At 72.5% G+C, this 26,182-nt stretch carries 20 protein-coding genes and 1 tRNA gene; 10 read left to right on the top strand and 11 right to left on the bottom strand.

Features of this window, described 5'->3' with window-relative positions; all coding sequences use genetic code 11:
- Window positions 1-103 precede the first annotated feature (103 nt).
- The 3 genes from glmU to ACZ67Q_RS26035 form a co-directional block, all read right to left on the bottom strand.
- Entirely contained in the window at window positions 104-1,549 is a 1,446-nt protein-coding gene (glmU, locus tag ACZ67Q_RS26045; protein ID WP_471186424.1) for a bifunctional UDP-N-acetylglucosamine diphosphorylase/glucosamine-1-phosphate N-acetyltransferase GlmU, read from the bottom strand.
- Between the two features lie 137 nt (window positions 1,550-1,686).
- A tRNA-Gln gene (locus ACZ67Q_RS26040) sits at window positions 1,687-1,759 on the bottom strand.
- A 14-nt stretch (window positions 1,760-1,773) separates the two neighbouring features.
- A complete protein-coding gene (locus ACZ67Q_RS26035; RefSeq protein ID WP_471186421.1) occupies window positions 1,774-2,634 on the bottom strand; it encodes a hypothetical protein in 861 nt (286 codons plus the stop codon).
- 128 nt (window positions 2,635-2,762) lie between these two features.
- Here ACZ67Q_RS26035 and ACZ67Q_RS26030 point away from each other — a divergent pair, with 128 nt between their 5' ends.
- Window positions 2,763-4,073, top strand: a complete 1,311-nt coding sequence (locus ACZ67Q_RS26030) for a sensor histidine kinase (RefSeq protein ID WP_471186418.1) — start codon at window positions 2,763-2,765, stop codon at window positions 4,071-4,073.
- 40 nt (window positions 4,074-4,113) lie between these two features.
- On the opposite strand, the gene ACZ67Q_RS26025 is transcribed toward ACZ67Q_RS26030, so the two are convergent.
- Window positions 4,114-4,647 carry an SUKH-3 domain-containing protein gene (locus ACZ67Q_RS26025; protein ID WP_471186415.1) on the bottom strand — a complete coding sequence of 178 codons (534 nt, stop codon included), beginning with the start codon at window positions 4,645-4,647 and terminating at the stop codon, window positions 4,114-4,116.
- A 38-nt stretch (window positions 4,648-4,685) separates the two neighbouring features.
- Window positions 4,686-5,204, bottom strand: coding sequence for a YwqJ-related putative deaminase (locus ACZ67Q_RS26020; RefSeq protein ID WP_471186412.1), 519 nt, complete (start codon window positions 5,202-5,204; stop codon window positions 4,686-4,688).
- Between the two features lie 326 nt (window positions 5,205-5,530).
- On the opposite strand from ACZ67Q_RS26020, the gene ACZ67Q_RS26015 reads away from it, so the two are divergent.
- The 4 genes from ACZ67Q_RS26015 (at window position 5,531) to ACZ67Q_RS26000 (ending at window position 11,363) form a co-directional block, all read left to right on the top strand.
- Window positions 5,531-6,520: an SMI1/KNR4 family protein gene (locus ACZ67Q_RS26015; RefSeq protein ID WP_361628450.1), complete on the top strand. Its 990-nt coding sequence runs from the start codon at window positions 5,531-5,533 to the stop codon at window positions 6,518-6,520.
- Window positions 6,521-6,527: 7 nt separating this feature from the next.
- On the top strand, window positions 6,528-9,410 hold the full coding sequence (locus ACZ67Q_RS26010; protein ID WP_471186409.1) for an SUKH-4 family immunity protein: 2,883 nt from the start codon (window positions 6,528-6,530) through the stop codon (window positions 9,408-9,410).
- Window positions 9,411-9,605: 195 nt separating this feature from the next.
- Entirely contained in the window at window positions 9,606-10,490 is an 885-nt protein-coding gene (locus tag ACZ67Q_RS26005) for a cellulose-binding protein (protein ID WP_471186406.1), read from the top strand.
- A 168-nt stretch (window positions 10,491-10,658) separates the two neighbouring features.
- Window positions 10,659-11,363, top strand: coding sequence for a DUF4328 domain-containing protein (locus tag ACZ67Q_RS26000; RefSeq protein WP_471186403.1), 705 nt, complete (start codon window positions 10,659-10,661; stop codon window positions 11,361-11,363).
- Window positions 11,364-11,370: 7 nt separating this feature from the next.
- Here the strand turns inward: ACZ67Q_RS26000 and ACZ67Q_RS25995 are convergent, their stop codons facing one another.
- Window positions 11,371-12,981 carry a sodium/solute symporter gene (locus ACZ67Q_RS25995; protein WP_471186400.1) on the bottom strand — a complete coding sequence of 537 codons (1,611 nt, stop codon included), beginning with the start codon at window positions 12,979-12,981 and terminating at the stop codon, window positions 11,371-11,373.
- On the bottom strand, window positions 12,978-13,367 hold the full coding sequence (locus tag ACZ67Q_RS25990) for a DUF485 domain-containing protein (protein WP_471186397.1): 390 nt from the start codon (window positions 13,365-13,367) through the stop codon (window positions 12,978-12,980). Before ACZ67Q_RS25990 ends, ACZ67Q_RS25995 begins: the two co-directional genes overlap by 4 nt.
- A gap of 311 nt (window positions 13,368-13,678) precedes the next feature.
- Between ACZ67Q_RS25990 and ACZ67Q_RS25985 the strand changes: the two genes are divergently transcribed.
- Window positions 13,679-14,581: a hypothetical protein gene (locus ACZ67Q_RS25985; protein ID WP_471186395.1), complete on the top strand. Its 903-nt coding sequence runs from the start codon at window positions 13,679-13,681 to the stop codon at window positions 14,579-14,581.
- 81 nt (window positions 14,582-14,662) lie between these two features.
- Here the strand turns inward: ACZ67Q_RS25985 and ACZ67Q_RS25980 are convergent, their stop codons facing one another.
- Window positions 14,663-16,159: an MFS transporter gene (locus tag ACZ67Q_RS25980; RefSeq protein WP_471186392.1), complete on the bottom strand. Its 1,497-nt coding sequence runs from the start codon at window positions 16,157-16,159 to the stop codon at window positions 14,663-14,665.
- 427 nt (window positions 16,160-16,586) lie between these two features.
- Here ACZ67Q_RS25980 and ACZ67Q_RS25975 point away from each other — a divergent pair, with 427 nt between their 5' ends.
- The 3 genes from ACZ67Q_RS25975 to mfd all read left to right on the top strand — a co-directional run bounded on the left by ACZ67Q_RS25975 (window position 16,587) and on the right by mfd (window position 23,741).
- Window positions 16,587-17,405 carry an ABC transporter ATP-binding protein gene (locus ACZ67Q_RS25975; protein ID WP_471186390.1) on the top strand — a complete coding sequence of 273 codons (819 nt, stop codon included), beginning with the start codon at window positions 16,587-16,589 and terminating at the stop codon, window positions 17,403-17,405.
- Window positions 17,402-19,981, top strand: a complete 2,580-nt coding sequence (locus ACZ67Q_RS25970) for an ABC transporter permease (RefSeq protein ID WP_471186387.1) — start codon at window positions 17,402-17,404, stop codon at window positions 19,979-19,981. The genes ACZ67Q_RS25975 and ACZ67Q_RS25970 overlap by 4 nt, the downstream gene beginning before the upstream one ends.
- A 226-nt stretch (window positions 19,982-20,207) precedes the next feature.
- Entirely contained in the window at window positions 20,208-23,741 is a 3,534-nt protein-coding gene (gene mfd, locus ACZ67Q_RS25965) for a transcription-repair coupling factor (RefSeq protein ID WP_471186384.1), read from the top strand.
- A gap of 10 nt (window positions 23,742-23,751) precedes the next feature.
- Here mfd and ACZ67Q_RS25960 read toward each other — a convergent pair whose 3' ends face one another.
- The 3 genes from ACZ67Q_RS25960 to ACZ67Q_RS25950 form a co-directional block, all read right to left on the bottom strand.
- Window positions 23,752-24,123, bottom strand: coding sequence for a MerR family transcriptional regulator (locus ACZ67Q_RS25960; protein WP_471186810.1), 372 nt, complete (start codon window positions 24,121-24,123; stop codon window positions 23,752-23,754).
- A gap of 23 nt (window positions 24,124-24,146) precedes the next feature.
- Complete coding sequence (locus ACZ67Q_RS25955) at window positions 24,147-24,917, bottom strand: SDR family NAD(P)-dependent oxidoreductase (RefSeq protein ID WP_471186381.1); 771 nt, start codon at window positions 24,915-24,917, stop codon at window positions 24,147-24,149.
- Between the two features lie 116 nt (window positions 24,918-25,033).
- On the bottom strand, window positions 25,034-25,219 hold the full coding sequence (locus tag ACZ67Q_RS25950) for an antitoxin (RefSeq protein WP_469812465.1): 186 nt from the start codon (window positions 25,217-25,219) through the stop codon (window positions 25,034-25,036).
- A 228-nt stretch (window positions 25,220-25,447) separates the two neighbouring features.
- On the opposite strand from ACZ67Q_RS25950, the gene ACZ67Q_RS25945 reads away from it, so the two are divergent.
- On the top strand, window positions 25,448-26,143 hold the full coding sequence (locus tag ACZ67Q_RS25945; RefSeq protein WP_471186807.1) for an HNH endonuclease family protein: 696 nt from the start codon (window positions 25,448-25,450) through the stop codon (window positions 26,141-26,143).
- The last annotated feature ends 39 nt before the right edge of the window (window positions 26,144-26,182 follow it).

Raw genomic sequence — 26,182 nt, 5'->3', positions numbered from 1 at the left:
GAGAGACCTCGCCGCTGGGGCGCGGCGGCAGGCCGTCTCAGCTGGTGGGGGTGCGGGTGTGTGCACTTATCACGGTACGCCGTCTTCGACGCACCTGTTTCGGTCAGCCCTCGCTGCCCGACTCCCGGGACGCCGCCTCGGCCGCCTTCGCCGCCGCGCTCCCGGGACGCTTGCGCGCCACCCAACCCTCGATATTCCGCTGCTGACCACGGGCCACGGCCAGCGAACCGGGCGGCACATCCTTGGTGATCACAGAGCCGGCCGCCGTGTAGGCACCGTCCCCGACCGTGACAGGCGCCACAAACATGTTGTCCGATCCGGTACGGCAGTGCGACCCGACCGTCGTGTGGTGCTTCTTCTCACCGTCGTAGTTCACGAACACACTCGCGGCACCGATGTTCGTGTACTCACCGATCGTCGCGTCACCGACGTAACTCAGGTGCGGAACCTTCGTCCCCTCACCGATCTCGGCGTTCTTCGTCTCCACATACGTGCCGATCTTGCCCTTGCGACCCAGCCGCGTACCGGGCCGCAGATACGCGAACGGACCCACGGACGCCTCCGGCCCAACCTCCGCACCGTCCGACACGGTGTTGTCCACCCGCGCCCCCGCACCCACCCGGGTGTCGTGCAGCCGGCTGTTCGGACCGACCTCCGCGCCCTCCGCCAGGTGCGTGGCACCCGTCAGCTGCGTCCCCGGATGCACCACCGCGTCCTGCTCGAAGGTGACCGTCACATCGATCCAGGTGCTGGCCGGGTCCACCACGGTGACCCCGCCGAGCATGGCCGCCGTCAGCAGCCGCTCGTTCAGGACCCGCCGGGCCTCCGACAACTGCACGCGGTTGTTGATCCCCGCGATCTCCCGGTGATCGGCGGCCACGGACGCCCCGACCCGATGCCCGGCCTCGCGCAGGATGCCCAGCACATCGGTCAGGTACTCCTCACCCTGACTGTTGTCCGTCCGCACCTGCTTCAGCGCGTCCGCCAGCAGCGCCCCGTCGAACGCGAACACCCCGGAGTTGATCTCCCGGATCTCCCGCTGCGTCCCGGAGGCGTCCTTGTGCTCCACGATCGCCGTCACCGCGCCGGAGTCGTCCCGCACGATCCGCCCGTACCCCGTCGCATCCGGCATCTCGGCCGTCAGTACGGTCACCGCGTTGCCGTCGGCGGAGTGCGTCGCCGCGAGCCGCTTCAGCGTGTCACCGGTCAGCAGGGGAGTGTCCCCGCACACCACGACCACGGTCCCGTCGACGCTCCCGCCCAGCTCCTGCAGCGCCATCCGTACGGCGTGCCCGGTGCCGTTCTGCTGCTCCTGCACGGCGGTGCGGACGCCGGGGTCGATCTCGGCGAGGTGCGCGGTGACCTTCTCCCGCGCGTGCCCCACCACGACGACCAGGTTCTCGGGGTCCAACTGACGAGCGGAGGCCAGCACATGGCCGACGAGGCTGCGACCGCAGATCTCGTGCAGCACCTTCGGTGTGGCCGACTTCATACGGGTGCCCTCACCCGCTGCGAGTACGACGACGGCGGCCGGGCGGATGACGCTCACGGGGGTGCCCTTCGGCTGGTGGTGGGGTGGGGGTGGACATCCGCAGGATACCGGGGCGTTTGGTGGGGGAAATGAGTGCGGGCCCTGACGGTGATGTCACCGGTCAGGACCCGAACCCCTGTTTTGCGTGTGAGGAGCTCCCCCGCAAGGATTCGAACCTTGTCCTGCTGGTACCAAAAACCAGTGTGCTGCCAGTTACACCACGGGGGACAGCGCCTCAGACCTTACCGGAGGCGTGCCTGCCCTTGGGCGACGATTCCCTCCCACCAGCCCTCGATGCGGTTGTAGAGCCCGGCGCTGCGGGACACACCGACGACCAGGCAGCCGTGGTAGTCGTCGCCGGTGTTCTTGCGCACGGTCTTCGGGTTGTGCTTCTTGAGCGTCGGCTTGGCGAAGACTGAGACGTCCGCATCGACGATGTCCGCCCAGTAGCTCTGGGCCGCTTCGACATCGGCCGATTCGTGGATCAGCACTCGGAAACTCAGCCGTTCACGGTCGACGTCGAGCAGGTCGAGCCACGCGAGGTAGACCTGGATCACACCCGGGTCGCTGTTCACGAAGATTGCGCGCTCTCGCCGGTCGTACGGCTTGCTCTTGGCTCCCTCCGCCCAGTACAGGGCGACGCCTGCCATGAACAGTTCACGGTCGGTGAGTTTGCCGATCTCGGTGCGGGCCGAGAACTTGGTCTTCGCGTGTTCCCGCCGGTCCGCTGCGCGGCGCCTGGCCAGGCCCTCTTGCATGAGGGCCCGATGCTCCTCGGGTGTGTAGCGCGGCTCCGGCCTCGGCAGGTCCCGTACCCACAGTGAGATCGAGCTCTTGGAGCAGCCGAGCTCGACCTGGATCTGGTCGTAGGTCCAGCCCTGCAGTCGTAACTCGCGGGCCTTGGTCTTCAGGTCGTCCTTGGCGTTCGGGCGCTTCGTCCATTCCGGAGGCGGCTCCCCTTCCAGGAGCCGGTTGAGGATGTCGTTGTTGTCGATGTGGAGCCTGTCGCGGATCTGGCGTCGGCTGAGGCCGCCCCGTCGCAGGGCCACTGCCTGTTCTCGCAGGCATTCGAAGTCCGCGTACTTGCCAGGGGTATGTGTCATATCCGTACCGTCCGGGCGGAATGGAGGATTCAGGAGGGAAACGGGTGTACGTTCACCTGTTCGAGGGATGTCGTTCGGGGGTCGAAACTCGCCGGAAATGGCCCGGGGGGCGCCCGTAGGCTGGAGGCATGACCACGACGGGGGAAGAGCACGCGGCGGCCGGGACCGGGCCGTGGTGGTGGGTGCGGTGGCGTTCCGCGGTGCTGGACTGGGGGCTCGCGGCGGTGTCCGCCGTCGAGTGTGCGGTGGAGGGGATTCCGTTCGCGCGGGATGCCGGGGTTCCGGTGTCCGTGGGGGTCGTGTTCGGCTTTCTCGCCGGGGCCGTGCTGCTGGTGCGCCGGCGCTGGCCGATCGCCGTGGTGCTGGTGTCGATCGCGGTCACGCCCGCCCAGATGGGGTTCCTGATGGGCGTGGTCGGGCTGTACACGCTCGCCGCGTCCGAGCTGCCGCGGCGGATCATCGCCTCGCTGGCCGGGATGTCGCTGGTGGCGATGCTGATCGTGACGTTCGTGCGGTTGCGGCAGGCCGCGGACAGCGGTGACGTGGGGGGCTGGTTCGTTCCGTTCGCGTCCATCGCCATGGCGCTCGGGATGACGGCTCCGCCGGTGCTGCTGGGCCTGTACGTGGGGGCGCGGCGGAGGCTGATGGAGAGCCTGCGGGAGCGGGCGGACTCGCTGGAGCGGGAGCTTCAGCTGCTGGCGGAGCGTGCGGAGGAGCGCGCGGAGTGGGCGCGGGGCGAGGAGCGGACGCGGATCGCGCGGGAGATGCATGACGTCGTCGCGCACCGGGTGAGTCTGATGGTGGTGCATGCGGCGGCGTTGCAGGCGGTGGCGCGCAAGGATCCCGAGAAGGCGGTGCGGAACGCGGCGCTGGTGGGGGACATGGGGCGGCAGGCGCTGACGGAGTTGCGGGAGATGCTGGGGGTGCTGCGCAGTTCCGATGGTGGGGGTGACGCGAGGCGGGCGTCTGTGCCGCTTGCGGCTGTCGGGGTGGCCGCCGCCGCGGCTGCTTCCCGGGCCGCTGACAACGATGTGGTGGCCGAGGGGCCGTGTCTGGCGGAGATCGAGGAGTTGGTCGGGCAGTCGGCGGCCGCCGGGATGGTGGTGGATCTGTCGGTCGAGGGGGAGGCGCGGTCGTGTGCGTCGGAGGTGGAGGCGACGGCGTACCGGGTGGTGCAGGAGGCGCTGACGAACGTCCACAAGCATGCGGCGGGTGCGAAGACGTATGTGCGGCTGGCGTACCGGGGGGCGGAGATCGCGATGCAGGTGGAGAACGAGCCGCCGCCGGAGGTGGGGTCGGCGTCGTCGGCGCGGTTGCCGTCGGGGGGCAATGGCCTGGTCGGGATGAAGGAGCGGGTCGTGGCGCTGGGCGGGGTGTTCGTGTCGGGGCCGACGGACGCGGGGGGTTTCCGGGTGTCGGCGGTGCTTCCGGCGCCGTAGGGCCCGACAGGGGCGGCGGGGTTTGGCGCCGGTGCGGTGTTCAGCCGGTGGTGAGGCGTGCGGGCGGGGTGCCGGTGACGAGGGCGGTGAGGGCCTGGTCGATGTCGGGGCCGAGGTACCAGTCGCCGGTGTGGTCGAGGGCGTAGACGCGGCCGGTGCTGTCGATGGCGATGAGGGCCTGGGTGTCGGTTTCGGTGCCGAGGGGGCTGACGTCGGTGTCGAGGGCGCGGCCGAGGTCGCCGAGGGTGCGGGCCATGTGGAGGCCGTGCAGGGGGTCGAGGTGGAGGGCGGCGGGGGCGATCTGGCGGCCGGGGCCGCCGGGGGTGATGGTGAGTCCGCCGAATTCGGCCCAGGCTTCGACGGCGGCGGGGAAGACGGTGTGGCGGTGGCCGGCGGGTGAGGTGTGTTCGCGCAGGGTGTCGGCCCAGATCTCGGCTTGTTTGATGTCCCAGCGTCCGGGTTGCCAGCCGGCGGCGCGCAGGGCGGCGTCGACGGGGGCGGGGAAGCGGGATGGGGGTGTGCCCTGCTCGAACGGGGTTGAGGGCTTGGGGGAGGAGGTGCGGTTGGTGTGCATCTGCCCTGGTTCGTGGGTGCGGTGGTGTGCGGGCGTGGTCAGTTCTCTGCGGCGGGGTCGACGATGCGGACGCCGAAGTGGGCGCTGAGGGCGGTGCACGCGCGGCAGGGTTCGGCGAAGGTGCCGTGGAGGGGGTCGCCGTCCTCGCGGATGCGCCGGGCGGTGAGTTTGGCGTGTTTGAGGGCTTTGCGGGCTTCGCCGTTGGTCATGGGTTTGCGGGCGGCGCGTTTGCTGCGGGCGGCGTCGGCGGTGGTGAGGTGCCGGGAGATGAGGATGGTCTCGGCGCAGCGTCCGGTGAAGCGGTCGCGCTGGGAGCTGGTGAGGGCGTCGAGGAAGTCCTGGACGAGGGGGTGCAGGGCGGGGGGCTGGTCGCCGCGGGCGGCGGTGCCGGTGAGGGTGGCGCCGCGTACGGACAGCGCGGCGGCGACGGTGGGGAGTATGCCGTCGCGGCGGTGGCGGAGGGCGGGCGGCAGGCCGGTGTCGGTGCTGCTCCAGCCGATGCGGGGGTCGCCTGTGGGGGTGGCGGCGGTGTGTGGTCCCGTCTGCGTGGCGTTCATGATCGTCTTACCCTCCCGTGCATCCCCCGAAGGACTCAGAGTGCCAAATGGTGTGGTGGGTGCGGAAGCTGGGGCGGGGTGACACGCCAGGGCCGGGGTGTGCTGTGACGGTGCGGTGACAGGGGCGTGACGGCTGGTCACGGAAAGCGGAGGGGTGGCTGCCGGTGCGGGGCCGGTGCCGGTGACCGGGGTCGTCGTACCGCATAGGCTGTCGGCACCGCGATGGGCGCTCAGCGTGCCCAGGACCGTTGAGACAGTCGGATACGGGCCGTAGTGGGCCAAGGTGGTCATACGGGTCGTACAGAGTGCCGCAGGGGGCAACCGCCATGACGACAGGTCGGCTCGGGCAACAGGCCGCGCCGCCGAACGCGGCATACGCCGGGCAGGTCGTGCACTTCCCGGATCCGGTTCGGGCCGCTCGTCATCCCAGAGGGGTGCGGGTGGACGAGCGGGGTTACCCCGACTTCTCGCCCTATGCGCGAGCGGCCGCGGAGGTCGCGGAGCCGCCGGAGGGTTTCGGTGTCGACGAGTTGCGGCTGACGGACTACGTGTCGGCGAACGCGGCGCTGGCGGCGAGCGGGCACGAGCTGTGGGACACGGTGCCGAGTGTGGCGACGCCCCACGGGTGGACGTGGCATCACGTGGTGGGCTCGCGCCGTCTCGAGCTGGTACCGGTCGAGGTGAAGGCGCTGCTGCGGCACCACGGGGGGATCGCGACCGCCCTGGTCGACCACGACAAGCGTGGTACGCGGCCGTTGCAGGAGACGCGGCCGGCGCACTTCGGGCTGCCGAAGTCGGGTGTGGCGGTGACGGAGCAGCAGGTGCAGGGGGTCGAGGAGGACCTGGGGTACCGGCTGCCCGGCGCGTATCGCTCGTTCTTGAAGGCGGCGGGCGGGTGCGCGCCGGTGGGGACGGCGCTGGACGCGGAGTTGGGGCTGCTGGTGGACCAGCCGTTCTTCACGGTGCGGGACGAGGCGGCGGTCAACGACCTGGTGTACGTGAACAAGTGCCTGCGGGACCATCTGACGAAGGACTATCTGGGCGTGGGTTTCGTCCAGGGCGGTCTGCTGGCCGTGAAGGTGAAGGGTGAGCGGATCGGTTCGGTGTGGTTCTGCGCGTTCGACGACGCGCGGGACGTGGATCCGTCGTGGCCGCCGGCGGAGCGGGTGGAGCGGTTGCTGCTGCCGTGCGGGGACGACTTCGACGTCTTCCTGTCGCGACTGGCGGGTTCTCCGCCGGAGTTGGAGACCGTGGCGAATCTGATGGTGGACGGCGGGTTCGCGCGTGCCGTTCCGGTTTCTTCCGCGGGAGAGTGAGTTCGCGATGGTGACGTTCGCGCAGGCGCAGGAGCGCGCGGAGGAGTGGCTCAACGGGGACGTGCCCGCGTACCAGCATCGTGAGGTGCGGGTGCGGGAGTTCGACCTCGGGTTCGTGGTGTGGGGCGAGGACCGGGCGGACGGTCCGCGCTCGGACGGCGGCGGGCAGCGGCTGGTGATCGCCCGGGACAGCGGGGAGGCCACGCTGTGGCCGGCGCTGCCGGTGGGTGAGGTGATCCGCCGCTACGAGGAGGAGTACGGCCGCGCGGACACGGCGGCCGAACCGGCGCCGGCGCCCGCGGCCCGGGTGGACCTGAACCAGACGTCGTTCCTGCTGACGCCGCCCGAGTGGTTGCAGGAGGCGGCGGACAAGCTGGGCATTCCGGATCACCGCAGGGAGGGTTCGCAGGGGGCGGACGGCTCCGGGGGGTCGGAGGGGGCCGGCGTGTCCGCCGTTCCCGCGATGTCGGACACGCCCCCTGGTGAGGGCGCGTCCGCCGAGACGCGGGCCGGGGTGCCGGGTGCGCGGGACGCGGCCGCCACGCCGGGCGCGACGGCTGCGCCGGGCGCCGCCGGGACGCCGGGTGCGGCGCGGGTCGCCGAGACGCCGGGTGTGCCGGTCGGGGCCACGCCGTGGGCGGGGACGGACACCAACGCGGAGGCCGGTGAGGACCGTTCGGTGCCGTTGCCGGAGACGGTGTTCGCGCCGCCGTTGAGCGACGTGGGCGAGGACCGGCGGCCGGTGGCGCCGCCGGAGGCCAAGACCGCGCTGATGTCGGGCGGCAGTGGGCTCCCGCGGACGACGGTCGCCCCGGCGATCACGGAGCCGGGCGGGTCGGCACAGGGCAGCACGCCGCCTCCGCCGTCCGGCAGCACACCGCCTCCGCAGTCCGGCAGTACGCCGCCTGTGCCGCCGGGTGCGCCGTCGTACGGCTATCCGCAGGGTCCGGGCGGACCGGCCGTCACGCCTCCGCCGCCGGGGGACGCCCCCTCGTACGGGTATCCGCGGGGGGGCGGTACGCCGCCTGTGCCGCCAAGTGCCGCGTCGTACGGCTATCCGCAGGGGCCCGGGGCTCCGGGTGCGCCGGCGGGTTCCGGCGCTCCGGGTGCTCCGGGTGGCCCCGGTGCTCCGGGTGGGTCTGCCACGCCGCACGCCGGTGCCGGTGCGCCGTCGGTGCCGTCGAGCCCCGGTGACATCGCGGACGCCGCGACCAGCAAGGCGGCGCCGCCTCCACGACGTGGGCGGGGTGCGACCCCGCCGCCTCCGCCGGGTGCCCCCGGGGCTCCGGGCGCACGGGCGGGCGCCGGGCCGGTGCCGCCGGCCGCGCCCGCGGCGCCGGGTGCCGAGGCGGGCGGGTACGTGCCGACGCAGATGGTGTCCTCGCTCGGCCCGGAGGGCCCGCAGCCGGCCGCGCCCGGCACCCCGCAGCCCCCCGCCGCTCCGGGGACGCCCGGTGGCACCCCGCCGGGCGGTGTGCACCATGCCGCGACGATGTTCGCCGACCCGGGCCGTCCGGGCGCTCCGCAGCCTCCGGGCGCGCCGGGTGTCCCGGGTGCTCCCGGCGCTCCGGGCACCCCGCCGGGCGGTGTGCACCATGCCGCGACGATGTTCGCCGACCCGGGCCGTCCGGGTGCCCCGCAGCCTCCGGGCGCGCCGGGTGTCCCGGGTGCCCCGACGCCGCCCGGTGCTCCCGGCGCGCACCCCTCGGCGGGTGGCGCGCGCGGTGCCGTGCACCACGCGGAGACCATGCTGGCCGCGCCCCCGGTGTCCGGCCCCGGCGCGCCTCCGCCACCGCCGCCCGCCCCCGGTGCCCCCGGCATGGCGCCGCCCGGAGCGCCGCAGCCGATGCCGCCCGGTGCGATGCCCCCGCCCGGTGGCCGGCCGGTGCCCGGCTTCCCGCAGCCGGTCCCCGGTCAGCCGACCGTCGGCCCCGGCTACCAGGCCGTTCTGCGCTACCGGGCGCAGGACGGCTCGGAGCAGCAGCTGATCCGGCGTTCGGCGCCGGGCACCCCGCACCCGGAGTGGCAGATCTTCCACGAGCTGCGCGCCATGAACGTGCCGCCGGCGAACGTGCTGGAGCTGCACACGGAGCTGGAGTCGTGCGAGCTGCCGGGCGCGTACTGCGCGCGGATGATCCGGGAGCAGTGGCCGCAGGCGCGAATCACGTCGATCGCGCCGTACGGCACGGATCACGCGAGCCGGCAGCAGGGCATGCAGCAGTTGCTCGCCCATCAGGGTGAGTTGCACCAGGTCGCGGACGGCCCGGCGCGGCCGGCGCCGGTGCGGGCGCCGCTGCAGCCGGTGCAGCCGGTGCCGCCGATCCCGCCGGAGGGGATCGCGCAGGAGCTGGCGGCGGCGTTCGGGCCGGGGATCTTCCGGTTCGAGCAGCAGGCGGTGTCCCGGCAGGGGGTGCCGCCGATCGTGGCGCACTCGCTGGTGGTGGCCGGTCTGCCGGTGGACATCGGCCCGTTCTTCTGGGCGCAGGCCCAGCCGGGGCGGCCGGTGCCGACGCTGGCGGAGCTGGCGGCCGAGCGCGGGGTGCAGCCGGCGTCGGACGCGGGCTCGTACCTGGTGATGGGCACCGACTTCGGCCGGGCGCTGTGTGTGCAGTACGGCACCGCGAACATCGTGGCCGTGCCGGTGGAGGCGGGTCCGGGCGGGGCGCCGGTGCCGCCGCAGTTCGTGAACACGGGGCTGCCGGAGTTCCAGCGGTGCCTGGCGCTGCTCGGGCGGATGTGGCGGCTGCGGTTCGGGCTGAACCAGGAGCAGGCGGGCCGCTGGACGGTGGACTTCCAGGCGCAGCTGGCGGCGCTGGACCCGGCGGCGCTGGCGTCGCCGGAGAGCTGGTGGTCGGTGCTGCTGGAGCAGATGTGGGACGGACTGCTCTGACGCTGCGTCAGTAGTGTGCCGGCTTCGGCCGGATGGGCCGGTTCTGATCGAAAGATCGGGACCGGCCCTTTTCTGTTCTTTCGACGACCGTGACGTTTGTCCGGAGTGTCGCGTTATGAACATTTCTGCGCAGTACCTCAAGATGTGCGCCACATCATCATTTTTCGGCTCCGTTCGGCGGAGAGAGGTTCCGGGATGAGCAGCACATCGTCGTCGCCGTACGGCTTCGTGACCGTCAAGGGGCGGGGGTACCGCCCTGAACAGGTCGACGCGTTCGCCGCGGCGATCGCCGAGGACCGGGACGCCGCGTGGGAGCGGGCGGCCCGGCTCACGGTGCTCGCCAAGGAGATGGAGGGCGAGGCGCTGCGGCTGCGCGAGACGGTCGCCGCGCTCCAGCCGCAGACGTACGAGGCCCTGGGGGAGCGCGCGCACCGGGTGTTCCAGCTCGCGGCCGAGGAGGCGGCGGCCGTGCGGGAGGGCGCGCGGCGCGCGGCGCAGGAGGAGGTCGCGCGGGCCGAGGCGCACGCCGAGGAAGTGCTCAGGGCGGCGCGGGAAGAGGCGGACGCGGTGCGCGAGGACGCCGACGAGCAGGCCCGGCAGCGCCTTCTCGCGGCCCGTGCCCAGGCCGGGGAGATCCGCGTGCTGGCGCGCCGCACGCTCAAGTCCGCCCGCGGCGGGGAGCTGTCCGCGCTGCGCGAGCAACGACAGCGCGCCGCCGTCATGCTCGCCGAGCAGGAGCAGGGACACATCGAACGCTGGGAGCGGGCCGAGCGGGAGGCCGCCGAGCGGGCGGCGGCGCTGGACGCCCATCACGCGACCCTCGTCGCCCGCGCCGAGGCGGCGCTCGAGGAGGCCCGTCAGGCGCTCGTCGACGCCGAGCCCGCCGCGCGCCGCTGCCAGGACGCGGCCCGCGTGCGAGCGGCGGAAGTGCTGGCCGAGGCCCGCCTGGAGGAGGAGCGCATCGCGCACGAGACCGAACAGGTCCTGCGCGAGCACGGGGAGCACTGGGACGCCGTGTGCGCCCACATGGACCGCATGCGCGAGAGCCTCAACGCCCTGACGGGCCGGCTGGTGGAGTAGGCCGCGGGCGGGCGTCCACGCAAGGCCGGACGGGGGCCGGGCCGGTGGGCGCCCTCCTCACCTGCCGGATTGTCATGCACCAGGCGTCCGGGGGCGGGTATTGTTCCCCGGCCGCGCCGTGTCGCGGCACGTTCCGTCGACACCTCGCCCGGGGGGGCCTGCCACACCATGTCCGTCCAACCTGAACTGCACCTGCGCCCTCCGTTGCCCGGCGCGGCGCGCCCGTCCTCGTGGGGCCCGCTGATCGCCGCCGTGGCGGGGCTGGCCGCCGTCGCCCTGTGCGATGTGTTCAGCCTCGTTGCCGCCGCCCGCCTGCGCGGCGTGATCAGCGGCGACAGCGGTTTCCTCATCGCCGGCCGGCAGGACCTGCTGGACGCCTACGACCTGTACAGGACGGCAGACCGGTGGCAGGTCGAGGCCTACCTGCCCTGCGCCGTGGCGTTCGTGGTCTGGTTCTTCCTGATGCGCCGGGCCACGGCTCCCCTCGGCCCGGACCGGTTCCGCAACGGACCGGGCTGGGCGATCGGGGCGTGGGCGGTGCCGGTGGCCAACCTGTGGCTGCCGTATCGGGTCGCCGTCGACATGTGGAACGCCGCGACCCGGCTGCCGGCCGACGGGGAGCCGTACCGGGTGCGGATCTGGCCGGTGAGCCTGTGGTGGAGCCTGTTCGTGGCCGGCACCCTCGTCGACCGGTTCTCCGCCGTCCGGTACCACGGGACCGAGAACCTCGCGCAGCTGCGGGGCGCGATCGGGCAGTACATGATCGGCGACGTGCTGAACATCGCCGCCGCGGCCGCCGCCGTGTACTTCGCCGTCCAGCTGACGACGATGCAGCGCCGCAAGGCGAGCGAGGCCGGGCACGCCGCCGCCTGAGGGCCCCTCAGCCTCCCCGGCGGACCGCGCCGGCCAGGATCCAGCCCTCCACGGCCTCGTACTGGTGGCGCTGTTCCTGTGCCGTGCGGCGGCCGGACAGCAGGGTGCCGGCCCAGCCGAGGGCGAAGCCCAGGGGGATGGTCACCAGGCCGGTCGTGGTGAACGGGAACCAGTTGAAGTCCGCCTCGGGGAAGGCGGCGACGGGGGAGCCGGAGACCAGGTTGGTGCCGGGCATCAGCAGCAGGACCGACAGGGTGCCGCCGATGAGCGTGGCGAGCAGTCCGGCGCGGGTGTAGCGGCGCCAGAAGAGGCTGTAGACCAGGGCCGGGGCCAGCGCGGAGGCGCCGATGCAGAAGGACAGGGTGACCAGCGGCTGCAGGCTGCGGTGCTGGACCTGGGCGGCGAGCAGGATCGCCGGGACGCCGACGCCGAGCGCGGACAGGCGGGCCAGCAGCATCTCGCGGCGCGGTGACATCTCCCGCACGCGCGTGGCGAAGACGTCGTGCGCGAGGGAGTTGGCGCAGGCGAGGATCATCCCGGCGACGGAGGCGAGCACCGTCAGGAAGATCGCCGTGGTGACGGTGGTGAACAGCAGGGTCTCGGCGTAGGAGGCGTCCGCGCCGAACACCGCGCGTGAGCCCAGCAGATAGGCCGTGTTGCCGCGCGGGTCGGCCCCGGCGATCGCCGCGCGGCCGAGCAGGGCCGTCGCGCCGACCCCGACGATCGTGACCACCAGCACGAACAGCACGACGCACGACACGGCCCAGGACATCGAGCGGCGCACCTGGCGGGCGCTGGAGGCGGTGTACATGCGCATGGTGATGTGCGGCAGGCACGCCCCGCCGAGGACCACCGTCAGCTCCGAGGTGATCATGTCGAGGCGGGGGCTCGCCCCGCCCGCGAACTGCAGCCCGGAGTGCAGGAAGGCGGGCCCGACCCCGCTCTTGGCGGCCGCCGCGTCGAACAGTGCGGCCAGGTTCCAGTCGAAGCGGTTCAGGACCAGCAGGGCCACCACCGCGCCGGAGCCGAGCAGCATCACGATCTTCAGGATCTGGATCAGGGCGGTGCCCTTCATCCCGCCGATCGCCGCGTAACTGATCATCAGCGCGCCCAGCCCGATGATGACGCCGGTCTTCAGCGCGTCGCTGGAGAAGCCCAGGATGAACGCCAGGAGCTGCCCGGTGCCGGCGAGCTGCACCAGCATCAGCGGCAGCAGCGCGGCGAGGGTCACCAGGCTCGCCGTGACCCGTACCGCGCGTCCCGGCATGCGGCGGGCGAGCGCGTCGCCCATGGTGAACCGGCCCGCGTTGCGCAGGGGTTCGGCCAGCAGGAACATCAGCAGCATCAGGGACAGCGCGGTGGCGAGGGCGAGGACGATGCCGTCGTAGCCGCACAGCGCGATCACACCGCCGGTGCCGAGGACGCTCGCCGCGGAGATGTAGTCACCGGCGATGGCCAGGCCGTTGCGCAGCGGGGAGAGCGAGCCGTAGCCGGTGTAGAACTCGTCGAGGTCGTCGCCGTCGGGGCCGGTCATCACGCACAGCAGGAGCGTGACGGTGGCGACGGCCGTGAAGGCCAGCAGGGACATCGTCTGCGCGTTGCCGCTGAAGTGGGTCATCGCGCCGCCTCCCGCTTGGCGTCCACGTCGGCCTGCAGGCGGATGCGGTCCACGAGGGGGTCGACATGGCGCCGGGCGGTGCGTTCGTAGACGGCCACCGCCAGCCAGGTGACGGGAAGCTGGACCAGGGCGAGCAGCAGCCCGGCGGGCAGGCCGCCGGCGACGGTGCGCGTCATGAACGAGGGCGCGAACGCCGACAGCAGGAGGAAGAGCGTGAAGTAGCCGAGCGCGGTCAGCGTGGCGGTGCGCCGCTGCCAGCGGTAGGCGCTGCGCAGCACCCGCAGGTCGCTGTGGTGGCCGAGGGGCCGGTGTGCGGGCTGCTGGGACGGCGGCGGGGCGGGCCGCCAGGGGTGGGGGCTGTACGACGGGGACGGGTCGTAGGACATCCCGGTGCTCCTTGCGTGGCTCGGGTCCGGGCGGCGGACCGCAGGGAGTGGGGTGGAGCGGGGGACGCACGTTACTAGCGCGTAGTCCGGAACGCTGCTGTTTCGCCAAACTGGGCGGTCGGTATGCGCTTACCCGTACGCGCTGTCACGGATCTGTGACAGGGAGCGGACGCGTCCGGGGCCTCTTGATCCGTAATGTGGACGTCACAGCCACCCCGTTCGCAGCGGCCTCACCCGACCGAGCAGGCGGCATCCGGCTCTCCTCCACCTCCCACCGGCGCCCTTCGCGCCCCAGCTCCACTGGAGTCGTCATGCGCACCGCCCTCCGTACCGCCGTCGCCACCGTCGCCCTCCTCGGCGCGGTCGCGCTGCCCGCCTCCGCCGCCTTCGCGGCCGGCTCCCACGCGGTCACCACCGCGTCGGCGCGGACCGCCACCCCGGCCCCGACCAGCGGCGACGCCCGCTACGACGGCTACAAGCTGTACGTCGCGCCGGGCACCCTCGCCGTCCTGCGCAACGTCCCCTCCGACGGCGGCCCCGAGGTCTGGCTGCGCGCGGTGTCCACCAAGTGGCAGCAGACCGACGGCTGGGCGGGCCGCGTCCTCGCCAAGCTCGACCGGGGCCACACCACCGCCGCGCTGGGCGGCCGCACCTACCGGCTGACCGGCGCCGGTACCGCCCGGCCGATGCTGGAGATCGCGACCAAGGGCGGTGTCGAGAAGCACCGGCTGCCCGAGAAGGGCGAGGTCGGCACGCTGGTCCGCACCGTGAAGGCCGTCGACGGCTCGTACCTCAAGGTCTACCGCATCACCGCCCGCGACTACCGCGGCGAGGACGTCCACCGCCGGGACTCCCTCGGCACGCTGCACGCCAAGGGCGCCACCGCCGGCAGCCAGCACAACGGCGTCTACTTCGCCCTCACCCCGGACGGCAAGGCCTACAGCTGGAGCGGCAACGTCAACGCGCAGAAGAAGACCGGCACCTACAAGCTGCGAAACGGCGTCCTCGCCAAGCTCTCCAAGAAGGGCGGCGTGTGGGCCGTGCAGCTGGTGCGCGCCGGCCACCCCGGCCCGGTGCGCTCCGTCGCGGACGGCAGCGCCGCCACGGCCGCGCAGGACGGCGACACGATCGTCGTGCTGAACGGCGACGGCACGTTCAGCAACCACGTCGTGGGCGCGGCCAAGCAGGCACCGGGGGTCTACCTCGGCGCCTGACGGTGACCTGAACACACGGGCGGGCGGCGGCGACCTCGGCGGTCGCCGCCGCCTTCTTCGCCCCGCGGGTCGCCCGGGCGGTCAGTCCGTCAGCACCGGGAAGCGGCGCGGCGCGACGAACAGCAGGACCAGGAAGGCCAGTGCCGCCGCGCACGCCGCGCCGACGTACACGGCGTGGACGGCGTCGGCGATGGCGTGCCGTACCGCGTCCGGTGCCCTGCCCGCCTCCCACGCGCGCGTGACGGAGTCCAGGTCCCCCGCGCCGCCGAGGCGGGCGGCGAGCACACCGTTGGCGACCGCGCCGAAGAGGGAAGCGCCGAGGGTCTGGCCGGTCTGCCGGCAGAACAGCACGGAGGCGGTGGTGGTGCCGCGCTCCGCCCAGCCCACGGTGGACTGCACGCCGACGATGAGCGGCAGCTGGAACAGGCCGAGGGCCGCGCCGAGGGTCAGCATCAGCAGGGTCGGCTGCCAGGCGGCGCCGGGATACGGCAGGAGCGGGAACGCCAGCAGGATCAGCGTGGCGGCGCCGATGCCGAGCATGGCGGTGTTGCGGAAGCCGATCCGCCGGTACACGTGCTGGCTGAGGGCCGCCGACATCGGCCAGGTCAGCGTCCACACGGAGAGCACGAACCCGGCGGCGACAGGACCGAGCCCGAGCACCGACTGGGCGTAGGTGGGCAGGAAGACGGACGGGGCGACCATCAGCAGGCCCAGCGCCCCGAGGGCGAGGTTGACCGCGGCGATGGTGCGGCGCCGCCACACCCAGCCCGGGATGATCGGCTCGGCGGCGCGGCGTTCGACGAGGACGACGACCATGGCGAGCGTGAGCCCCGCCGCGAACAGGGCGACGGACGGCGGGGACAGCCAGGGCCAGGCCACACCGCCCTGCACCAGCGCGGTCAGCAGCACCCCGCCGCACCCGAAGACGGCTAGGGCGCCCGCCCAGTCGACACGCGCGCGTGGCCTCATCTCGCGCTGCGGCTCGTGCAGATGACGCACGATCAGCCACAGCGCGACCGCGCCGATGGGCAGGTTGATCAGGAAGATCCACCGCCAGTCGGCGTACGCGGCGAGCACACCGCCGAGAGCCGGCCCGGCGATCGCGGACACCGCCCACACCGTGGACAGCTTCGACTGGATCCTCGGGCGCTCCTTCAGCGGGTACAGATCGGCGGCCAGCGTCTGCACGGTGCCCTGCAGGGCGCCGCCGCCCAGGCCCTGCACAATGCGGAAGGCGATCAGGGCGCCCATGTTCCAGGCGAAGGCGCACAGCAGGGAGCCGAGCAGGAACACCACGGCGCCGGCGACCAGGACGGGCTTGCGCCCGAAGGTGTCGGACAGCTTGCCGTACACCGGCAGGGTGACCGTCACGGCGAGCAGGTAGCCCGAGAACAGCCAGGAGAAGACGGAGAAGCCGCCGAGGTCGCCGACGATCTGCGGTACGGCGGTGGCGACGACGGTGGAGTCCAGGGCGGCCAGCGCCATCGCCAGCATCAGCGCCGCCACCACCGCCGCCCGTTGCCCGGTGCCCGGCCGCCGGACGGCGCCGTCGCGTATCGCAGGTCTCGCAGTGTCCACCGGGTGCCCCTTCGCCGTGCCACGTGTCCGTGCCCCTTGCAGCTATCTGCCGGGGACAGCTTCCCACTTGACCCTGACGCGACGGGAGGGCGCAGCCTGGGTGCACCGGAGGGTGGAGAGCGACCCCCAGGGGCACTCCACCCGGCGGTGGAGTGCCCCTAGGGGTTCCTCCGTACTACGGCCCGGGGAGGGTTCGTCCCGCCGGAGGACGAGCGGGCCGGGCTGCCGTCCTTAGTCTGGCTTCACGCCGCCGGGGAGCGGCTGACCGAACCGCGGGGGTGGGGTTTTCCCCCGCCCGAAGACGGGGCCCCACACCAGCGCGCGGCACCCCTGCCGCCCGCGAGACTCAGACCCGTAACCGCACAGGGCCGGACGCGACGTACCGGACACCCTTGTCGATACTGCCGACCGATATAGGAGACATACCGTGACTTCGGCTGTGACCATTCCCAGGCACGGGGGCACTGGAGGGACAACGGCCGTCGCCGCACGGGCGCGACAGGTCGTCAAGGCATATGGGGCGGGGGAGACCCGGGTCGTCGCGCTGGACCACGTCGACGTGGACATCGCCCGCGGGCAGTTCACCGCGATCATGGGCCCGTCGGGGTCCGGCAAGTCCACGCTGATGCACTGCCTCGCCGGGCTCGACACCGTGACGTCGGGGCAGATCCACCTGGACGAGACCGAGATCACCGGGCTGAAGGACAAGAAGCTCACCCAACTGCGCCGGGACCGCATCGGGTTCATCTTCCAGGCGTTCAACCTGCTGCCGACGCTGAGCGCGCTGGAGAACATCACGCTGCCGATGGACATCGCCGGCCGCAAGCCCGACCAGCAGTGGCTGGCGCGCGTGGTGGACACCGTCGGGCTCGCCGGGCGCCTCAAGCACCGGCCCAACCAGCTCTCCGGCGGTCAGCAGCAGCGCGTGGCCGTCGCACGGGCGCTCGCCGCCCGGCCGGAGATCATCTTCGGTGACGAGCCGACCGGGAACCTCGACTCGCGCGCCGGCGCCGAGGTGCTGGGCTTCCTGCGGCGCTCGGTCACCGAACTGGGCCAGACCATCGTCATGGTCACCCACGACCCGGTCGCCGCCTCCTACGCGGACCGGGTGCTGTACCTCGCCGACGGCCGCATCGTCGACGAGATGTACCAGCCGACGGCCGACCAGGTCCTCGACCGCATGCTGCGTGTTTCCGGGGGACACCCCCAGACGCCCGACTCCGACGGGCGGGGGCGCACGTCATGACCGTGTTGAAGACCTCCCTGCGCAACTTCTTCGCGCACAAGGGCCGCATGGCGCTGTCGGCGGTGGCGGTGCTGCTGTCGGTGGCGTTCGTGTGCGGGACGCTGGTGTTCACGGACACGATGAACACCACCTTCGACAAGCTGTTCGCCGCGACCTCCTCGGACGTCACCGTCACCGCCAAGGGCGCGTCGGACACCGGCGAGACCACGTCCGACAACGGCAAGCCGCCGGTCATGCCGGCCTCCGTGCTCGACAAGGTGCGCCGCGTCCACGGCGTCAAGGCCGCCGAGGGCACGGTGTTCTCCACCTCGGTGACCGTCGTCGACGCCGACAAGGAGAACCTGTCGCCGTCCTCCGGCGCCCCGACCATCGTCGGCAGCTGGAACGGCCAGGACGCCCGCACGATGAAGATCACCCAGGGGGCGGCGCCCCACGGGCCCGGCCAGGTCATGGTCGACGAGGACACCGCCGACAAGCACCACCTGAAGCTCGGTGACGACATCGGCGTCATCAGCGCGGTCGGCACGCACACCGCGAAGGTCTCCGGCGTCGCCGCCTTCCAGGTCACCAACCCCGGCGCCGCGATCTTCTACCTGGACACCAGGACCGCGCAGGACACGCTCGTCGGGCAGCGCGGTGTCTACACCAACGTGAACGTCACCGCCCGGCCCGGGGTCAGCGACGACCAGCTGAAGAGGGACGTCGCGGCCGGCCTCGGCGGCGGATACAAGGTGCAGACCGCCAAGGAGGTCGCCGACGCCAACCAGAAGAGCGTCGAGAGCTTCCTGAACGTCATGAAGTACGCGATGCTCGGCTTCGCCGGGATCGCCTTCCTCGTCGGCATCTTCCTGATCATCAACACCTTCTCCATGCTGGTCGCCCAGCGCACCCGGGAGATCGGCCTGATGCGCGCCATCGGCTCCTCCCGCAGGCAGGTCAACCGCTCGGTGCTGATCGAGGCGCTGCTGCTCGGCGTCGTCGGCTCGGTGCTCGGCGCGGCGGCGGGCGTGGGCATCGCCGTCGGGCTGATGCAGCTGATGGGCCGGATGGGCATGCACCTGTCCACCGACGACCTCACGGTCGCCTGGACCACTCCGGTGGTCGGCCTGGTGCTCGGCGTGGTGGTCACGGTCGTGGCCGCCTACCTGCCGGCCCGGCGCGCGGGGAAGATCTCGCCCATGGCCGCACTGCGCGACGCGGGCACGCCCGCCGACGTCAAGGCCGGCCTGGTGCGCGGTGTGCTCGGCGTCGTGCTGACCGGTGCGGGCGGGGCGAGCCTGTACGTCGCCGCCCACGCGGACAAGGCGAGCGAGGGCTCGCTGTGGCTGGGGCTCGGCGTGGTGCTGAGCCTGATCGGGTTCGTGGTCGTCGGCCCGCTGCTCGCCGGCGGTGTGGTGCGCGTCCTCGGCGCGGTGCTGCTGCGGATCTTCGGGCCGGTCGGGCGGATGGCCGAGCGCAACGCGCTGCGCAACCCCCGGCGCACCGGGGCGACGGGCGCCGCGCTGATGATCGGGCTGGCGCTGGTCGCCTGTCTGTCGGTGGTGGGCTCCTCCATGGTGGCCTCCGCGACGGACGAACTCGACAAGAGCGTCGGCACGGACTTCATCGTCCAGTCCGACAGCGGGCAGCGGATCACCGCCCAGGCCGTCGAGGCGGCGAAGTCCGTGCCGGGTCTCGAGCGGGTCACCGAGTACAAGGTCCTCGACGCCACGCTGACCACGCCCGACGGGGTGACGACGAAGAAGGAGACCATCAACGCCGCCGATCCGACCTATGCGCAGGACGTGCGCACCAAGACGGTCGCCGGCCGCCTCGAGGACGCCTACCGGCCCGGCTCGATGTCCGTCTTCGAGGGGTTCGCCAAGGACCACGGCGTCAAGCTCGGCTCCACGGTCGCGGTCGCCTTCCGGGACGGCACGACGGCCCGGCTCACGGTCCGCGCGATCACCAGCGAGGACGTGGTGATCGACAAGGGTGCGATGTACGCGTCGATCGCGACGGTGTCGAGGTACGTGCCGGCCGAGAAGATGCCGCTGGACATGCTGCTCTTCGCCACCGCCAAGGACGGGCAGCAGGACACCGCATACAAGGCGCTGAAGTCGGCGCTGCACGACTACCCGCAGTACACGGTGCGCGACCAGACCGACTACAAGCAGGCGCTGAAGGACCAGATCGGGCAGCTGCTCAACATGATCTACGGCCTGCTGGCCCTGGCGATCGTGGTCGCGGTCCTGGGGGTCGTGAACACCCTGGCGCTGTCGGTGGTCGAGCGGACCCGTGAGATCGGCCTGATGCGGGCCATCGGCCTCTCGCGCCGCCAGCTGCGGCGGATGATCCGCCTCGAGTCGGTGGTGATCGCCCTCTTCGGCGCGCTGCTCGGCCTGGGGCTGGGCATGGGCTGGGGCGCGACGGCGCAGAAGCTGCTCGCCCTGGAGGGGCTGAAGGTTCTGCAGATCCCCTGGCCGACGATCACCGCGGTCTTCATCGGCTCGGCCTTCGTCGGCCTGTTCGCCGCCCTGATCCCGGCCTTCCGGGCGGGCCGCATGAACGTCCTGAACGCCATCGCGACGGACTGACACGAACGGCCACCGTGGACGGGGGTCACGGGGGCGATCAGCCGGCGCCGGGAAGCCTTGGGGGGCTTCCCGGCGCTGGCGTGCGACATGGCGTCGCCCCCCACGGCACCAGGCGTTGTCCACAGCCCCCGGCGTTCGGTGCGGCCAAGTCGTACGCTGGACACCCCCGGCCGCTCACCGCGCCGGGCTGCTTGCGTTGCCCACCCCAGGACGGAAAGCCCCCTCCATGAGCCTGCACGGTCTGCTCGACGCCGTCGTCAAGGACCCCGCCCTCGCGGAAGCGATCTCGGCGGCCGCCGACGGCAACCGCATGCACGTCGACCTGGTGGGCCCCCCGGCGGCCCGCCCCTTCACGATCGCCGCGCTCGCCCGCGAGGCCGCCCGTCCGGTCCTCGCGGTGACCGCGACCGGGCGTGAGGCGGAGGACCTGGCGGCCGCGCTGCGCTCCCTGCTGCCGTCCGAGGGCGTCGTGGAGTACCCCTCCTGGGAGACCCTGCCGCACGAGCGGCTCAGCCCGCGCAGCGACACCGTCGGCCGCCGCCTCGCCGTCCTGCGCCGCCTCGCCCACCCCCGCCCCGACGACCCCGAGACCGGCCCGGTCTCCGTCGTCGTCGCCCCCGTGCGCTCGGTGCTGCAGCCGCAGGTCAAGGGCCTCGGCGACCTCGAGCCGGTGGCCCTCAGAACCGGGCAGAGCGCCGACCTCAACACCGTCGTCGAGGCGCTCGCGGCGGCGGCGTACGCCCGCGTGGAGCTGGTGGAGAAGCGCGGTGAGTTCGCCGTGCGCGGCGGCATCCTCGACGTCTTCCCGCCCACCGAGGAGCACCCCCTGCGGGTGGAGTTCTGGGGCGACGACATCGAGGAGATCCGCTACTTCAAGGTCGCCGACCAGCGCTCCCTGGAGGTCGCCGAGCACGGCCTGTGGGCGCCGCCCTGCCGTGAGCTGCTCCTCACCGAGGACGTCCGGGCCCGCGCGCGTGCCCTCGCCGAGGCACACCCGGAACTCGGCGAACTGCTGAACAAGATCGCCGAGGGGATCGCGGTGGAGGGCATGGAGTCCCTCGCCCCGGTCCTCGTCGACGACATGGAACTGCTGCTCGACGTGCTGCCCAAGGGCTCGATGGCCGTCGTCTGCGACCCCGAGCGGGTGCGCACCCGTGCCGCGGACCTGGTGGCGACCAGCCAGGAGTTCCTGCAGGCGTCCTGGGCCGCCACCGCCGGCGGAGGCGAGGCGCCCATCGACGTCGGCGCGGCCTCCCTGTGGTCCATCGCGGACGTGCGCGACCGGGCCCGCGAGCTGGACATGATGTGGTGGTCGGTGTCGCCGTTCGCCGCCGACGCGGAACTCGACGCCGACACCCTCAAGCTCGGCATGCACGCCCCCGAGGCCTACCGCGGCGACACCGCGCGGGCGCTCGCCGACACCAAGGGCTGGCTCGCCGACGGCTGGCGCACGGTGTACGTCACCGAGGGCCACGGCCCCGCCGCCCGTACGGTCGAGGTGCTCGGCGGGGAGGGCATCGCCGCCCGCCTCGACGCCGACCTCGGCGAGCTGTCCCCGTCCCTGGTGCACGTGGCGTGCGGCTCCATCGACAACGGTTTCGTCGATGCTTCCCTGAAGCTGGCCGTGCTCACCGAGACCGACCTGACCGGGCAGAAGGCGGCCGGCAAGGACGGCGCCCGCATGCCCGCGCGGCGCCGCAAGACCATCGACCCGCTCACCCTGGAGGCGGGCGACTACATCGTCCACGAGCAGCACGGCGTCGGCCGCTACATCGAGATGGTGCAGCGCACGGTGCAGGGCGCCACGCGCGAGTACCTGGTCGTCGAGTACGCGCCCGCCAAGCGGGGCCAGCCCGGCGACCGGCTGTACATCCCCACCGACCAGCTGGAGCAGATCACCAAGTACGTCGGCGGCGAGGCACCCACGCTGCACCGCCTGGGCGGCGCCGACTGGACGAAGACCAAGGCGCGCGCGAAGAAGGCCGTCAAGGAGATCGCCGCCGACCTGATCAAGCTGTACAGCGCCCGCATGGCCGCCCCCGGGCACGCCTTCGGCTCCGACACGCCCTGGCAGCGCGAGCTGGAGGACGCCTTCCCCTACGCCGAGACCCCGGACCAGCTCACCACCATCGCCGAGGTCAAGGAGGACATGGAGAAGACGGTCCCGATGGACCGCCTGATCTGCGGCGACGTCGGCTACGGCAAGACCGAGATCGCGGTGCGGGCCGCGTTCAAGGCCGTCCAGGACGGCAAGCAGGTCGCCGTCCTCGTCCCGACGACTCTGCTGGTGCAGCAGCACTTCGGGACGTTCTCCGAGCGGTACGCGCAGTTCCCGGTGAACGTGCGGGCGCTCTCCCGCTTCCAGACCGACACCGAGGCGAAGGCGACCCTGGAGGGCCTGAGGGACGGCTCGGTGGACATCGTCATCGGCACCCACCGGCTGTTCTCCTCCGAGACCAAGTTCAAGGACCTCGGCCTGGTCATCGTCGACGAGGAGCAGCGCTTCGGCGTCGAGCACAAGGAGCAGCTGAAGAAGCTGCGCGCGAACGTCGACGTGCTGACGATGTCCGCGACCCCGATCCCGCGCACCCTGGAGATGGCGGTCACCGGCATCCGCGAGATGTCGACGATCACCACCCCGCCGGAGGAGCGGCACCCGGTGCTCACCTTCGTCGGGCCGTACGAGGAGAAGCAGATCGGCGCGGCGATCCGGCGTGAACTGCTGCGCGAGGGCCAGGTCTTCTACATCCACAACCGGGTGGAGTCCATCGACCGGGCTGCGGCCCGCCTGCGTGAGATCGTGCCCGAGGCGCGGATCGCGACCGCGCACGGGCAGATGTCGGAGGCGGCGCTCGAGCAGGTCGTCGTCGACTTCTGGGAGAAGAAGTTCGACGTGCTGGTCTCCACGACGATCGTCGAGTCCGGCATCGACATCGCCAACGCCAACACGCTCATCGTGGAACGCGGCGACACCTTCGGCCTGTCGCAGCTGCACCAGCTGCGCGGCCGCGTCGGGCGTGGCCGGGAGCGCGGCTACGCGTACTTCCTGTACCCGCCGGAGAAGCCGCTGACGGAGACCGCGCACGAGCGGCTCGCCACCATCGCGCAGCACACGGAGATGGGCGCGGGCATGTACGTGGCGATGAAGGACCTGGAGATCCGCGGCGCGGGCAACCTGCTGGGCGGCGAGCAGTCCGGGCACATCGCGGGCGTCGGTTTCGACCTGTACGTGCGCATGGTCGGCGAGGCGGTCGCCGACTACCGCAGGCAGCTCGAGACGGGGGAGATCGAGGAAGAGGCGCCGCTGGAGGTCAAGATCGAGCTGCCGGTCGACGCGCACGTCCCGCACGACTACGCGCCCGGCGAGCGGCTGCGCCTCCAGGCATACCGGGCCATCGCCTCCGCCAACAGCGAGGAGGACGTCAGGCACGTCCGCGAGGAGCTCACCGACCGCTACGGCAAGCTGCCCGAGCCCGTGGAGAACCTGCTGCTGGTCGCCGGTCTGCGAATGCTCGCGCGGGCCTGCGGGGTCGGCGAGGTCGTGCTCCAGGGCGCGAACATCCGGTTCGCGCCGGTGGAGTTGCGCGAGTCGCAGGAGCTGCGTCTGAAGCGGCTCTACCCGGGCAGCGTCATCAAGCCGGCCACGCACCAGGTGCTGGTACCGCGCCCGAAGACGGCCAAGGTCGGCGGCAAGCCGCTGGTCGGACGCGAACTGCTGGCGTGGGTGGGCGAGTTCCTGACGTCGGTGCTGGACTCCTGACCGGGGCGGCTCAGGCCACCGGCCGGATGCGTCCCCCGGTGGCCCGGCGCAACGCGTCCGCGAGCCGGTCGCGCACCGCGACCTGTGCCGCGATCCGCTCGTCCATGGCGCGCAGCCGCCGGAGCGCCACCTCCAGCGTGCGTCCGGTAGGCGGGGACGCCGTCACGTCCCCGTCCAGACACGGCAGGAACACGCGTACGTCGTCCAGGGTCAGCCCCGCGTCCACCAGGTGCCGGATGTTGCGGACCCGGACGACGGCGCCCGGGCCGTACAGCCGGTAGCCGTTCGCGGCGCGCTCCGACGTGAGCAGGCCCGCCTGCTCGTAGTGGCGCAGGGCGCGCGGCGAAGCTCCGGTGGCGGCGGCGAGTTCGCCGATACGCAAGTCACGCTGCATGCGCGCCAGTCTCATGCGACGACCGCGCCGCCGTCCACCGGCAACACCACGCCCGTCACGAACGCGGCCTCGGCGGACGCCAGTTGCCGGATCGCCCAGGCGACCTCCGCGGCGCGGCCCACGCGTCCCAGCGGGGTGTGCGCCAGTTGCCAGGCGCGGATCGCGGCGCGCTGCTGCGCGGTGTAGCCGGAGTGGTCGGCGATGGGTGTGTCGATCGCGCCGGGCGCCACGGCCGCGACCCGGATGCCGAGCGGTGCCAGTTCGACGGCCCAGCCGCGGGTGAGGACCTCCAGGGCCGCCTTCCCCGCGGCGTACAGGGAGTTGCCGGGCCAGCCGCGCTGCCCGACGGACGTCGACACGTTCACGATCACGCCCCGGCTCTCCTCCAGGGCGGGCAGTGCCGCCTGGGCGAGCAGGACGGGGGCGAGCAGGTTCGTGGTCAGCTGGGCCTGCATGGCGGGACGGGTGTAGGTGCGCAGGGACGACGTGTCCACGACGGCCGCGTTGTTGACGAGGACGTCGAGGCGGCCGTAGCGCTCGAGGGCGGCGTCGACCGCGGTGCGCGGGCCGTCCTCGTCGGTGATGTCGCAGGCCAGAGGTGTGATGCGGTCCGGTGCGTGGGCGGCGGTCTCGGCGAGGGGCGCCGGGCGGCGGCCGACGGCGACGACGTGTGCGCCCTCGTCGGCGAACGCGTGCGCGGTGGCGCGTCCGATGCCGGTTCCGGCACCGGTGACGAGGACGGTGCGAGGGGTGCGGGCAGGGGTGTCGGCGTTGCTGGTCATGCCGGGATCGTCGGACCCTGACGCCGGTGTCAAGGTCAAGCGCGCCGGGCGGGAACGGGCGAAGCCGCCCGGCGAAGAGGGGTTTTCGTGGGCGGCTTCGGCCTCGGTCGGGGGGCCTACTGCTGGTCGGGGCGGTCGCGGTCCATGCCGAGGCGCTGCTCGGCCTGGCGCTGCGCGGCGTCGACCTGGTCCTCGTACTTGCCGCCAGTCTTGTCGTTGGCCATTTTTTCGCCGGCGTCGGACATCTGCCCTGCCTTGTCCTGTGCCTGCTTGTTCTGGCGGAACCTGTCCAAGAGGCCCATGCGGAAGCTCCTTCCGGTGAGAACTCCCTTCCGACGATACGCCCGAGATGCGTGGAATGCTCAAGTAAGCAGCGATATGGTCTGAACCTCTGTGCGGTTACCGTGTGTACACGGGGGCCGTGCGGGAAGACTCGCGGGTGCGGGGCGGAACCGGTCGAGCAAGGGGAGGGACGCACCGTGAGGTGTGTGAGGGGCGGGGCGGCAGTCGCCGCCGTGCTGGCGCTGGGCATCACCGGCTGCACGCAGCAGACGCCGGGATCGTCGGGACCGGAGCGGTCCGCCGGTGACGGGCACGCGGTCAGTCCGCTGGACAATCCCGACGGCACGAAACCCGGGCTGGCGCCCGTCACCGACGCGGCCGGCCGCGCCGAGGCCCGCGCTCTCATCCAGAAGGTGGCGACCAAGGGGCGCGGCCCGAAGACCGGGTACGAGCGGGACAAGTTCGGCTACGCCTGGATGGACGCGGTGCCCGGTGACGTGCCCTACGCCCACAACGGCTGCGACACCCGCAACGACCTGCTCAAGCGCGACGGTCAGGACGTCCGCTTCCGCAAGGGCTCGAACTGCGTGGTCGTCTCCATGACGCTGCACGACCCCTACACCGGCAAGACCATCGCGTGGACCAAGTCCCGTGCCACCACGGTGCAGATCGACCACGTCATGCCGCTGTCGTACGACTGGCAGATGGGCGCCTCGCGCTGGGCCAAGGACAAGCGGGAGGCCATCGCCAACGACCCGCTCAACCTCGTTCCGGTGGACGGGCCCACCAACGGCGCCAAGAGCGACTCCGGTCCGGCGACCTGGCTGCCGCCGGACAAGGGCATCCGGTGTGCCTACGTGGTGCGCTTCGCGCAGGTGTCGCTGAAGTACGCCCTGCCCGTCACCGCCGCCGACAAGCAGATGATGCTGCGTCAGTGCGGCTGAGGGGCGCAGGTGACACCTGCGCCCCTCGCCCCCCCTCGG

It is taken from the genome of Streptomyces sp. NPDC036813, assembly GCF_055609245.1.
The sequence above is the reverse complement of the archived record's forward strand: the minus strand, read 5'-3'. Positions and strand labels throughout refer to the sequence as shown.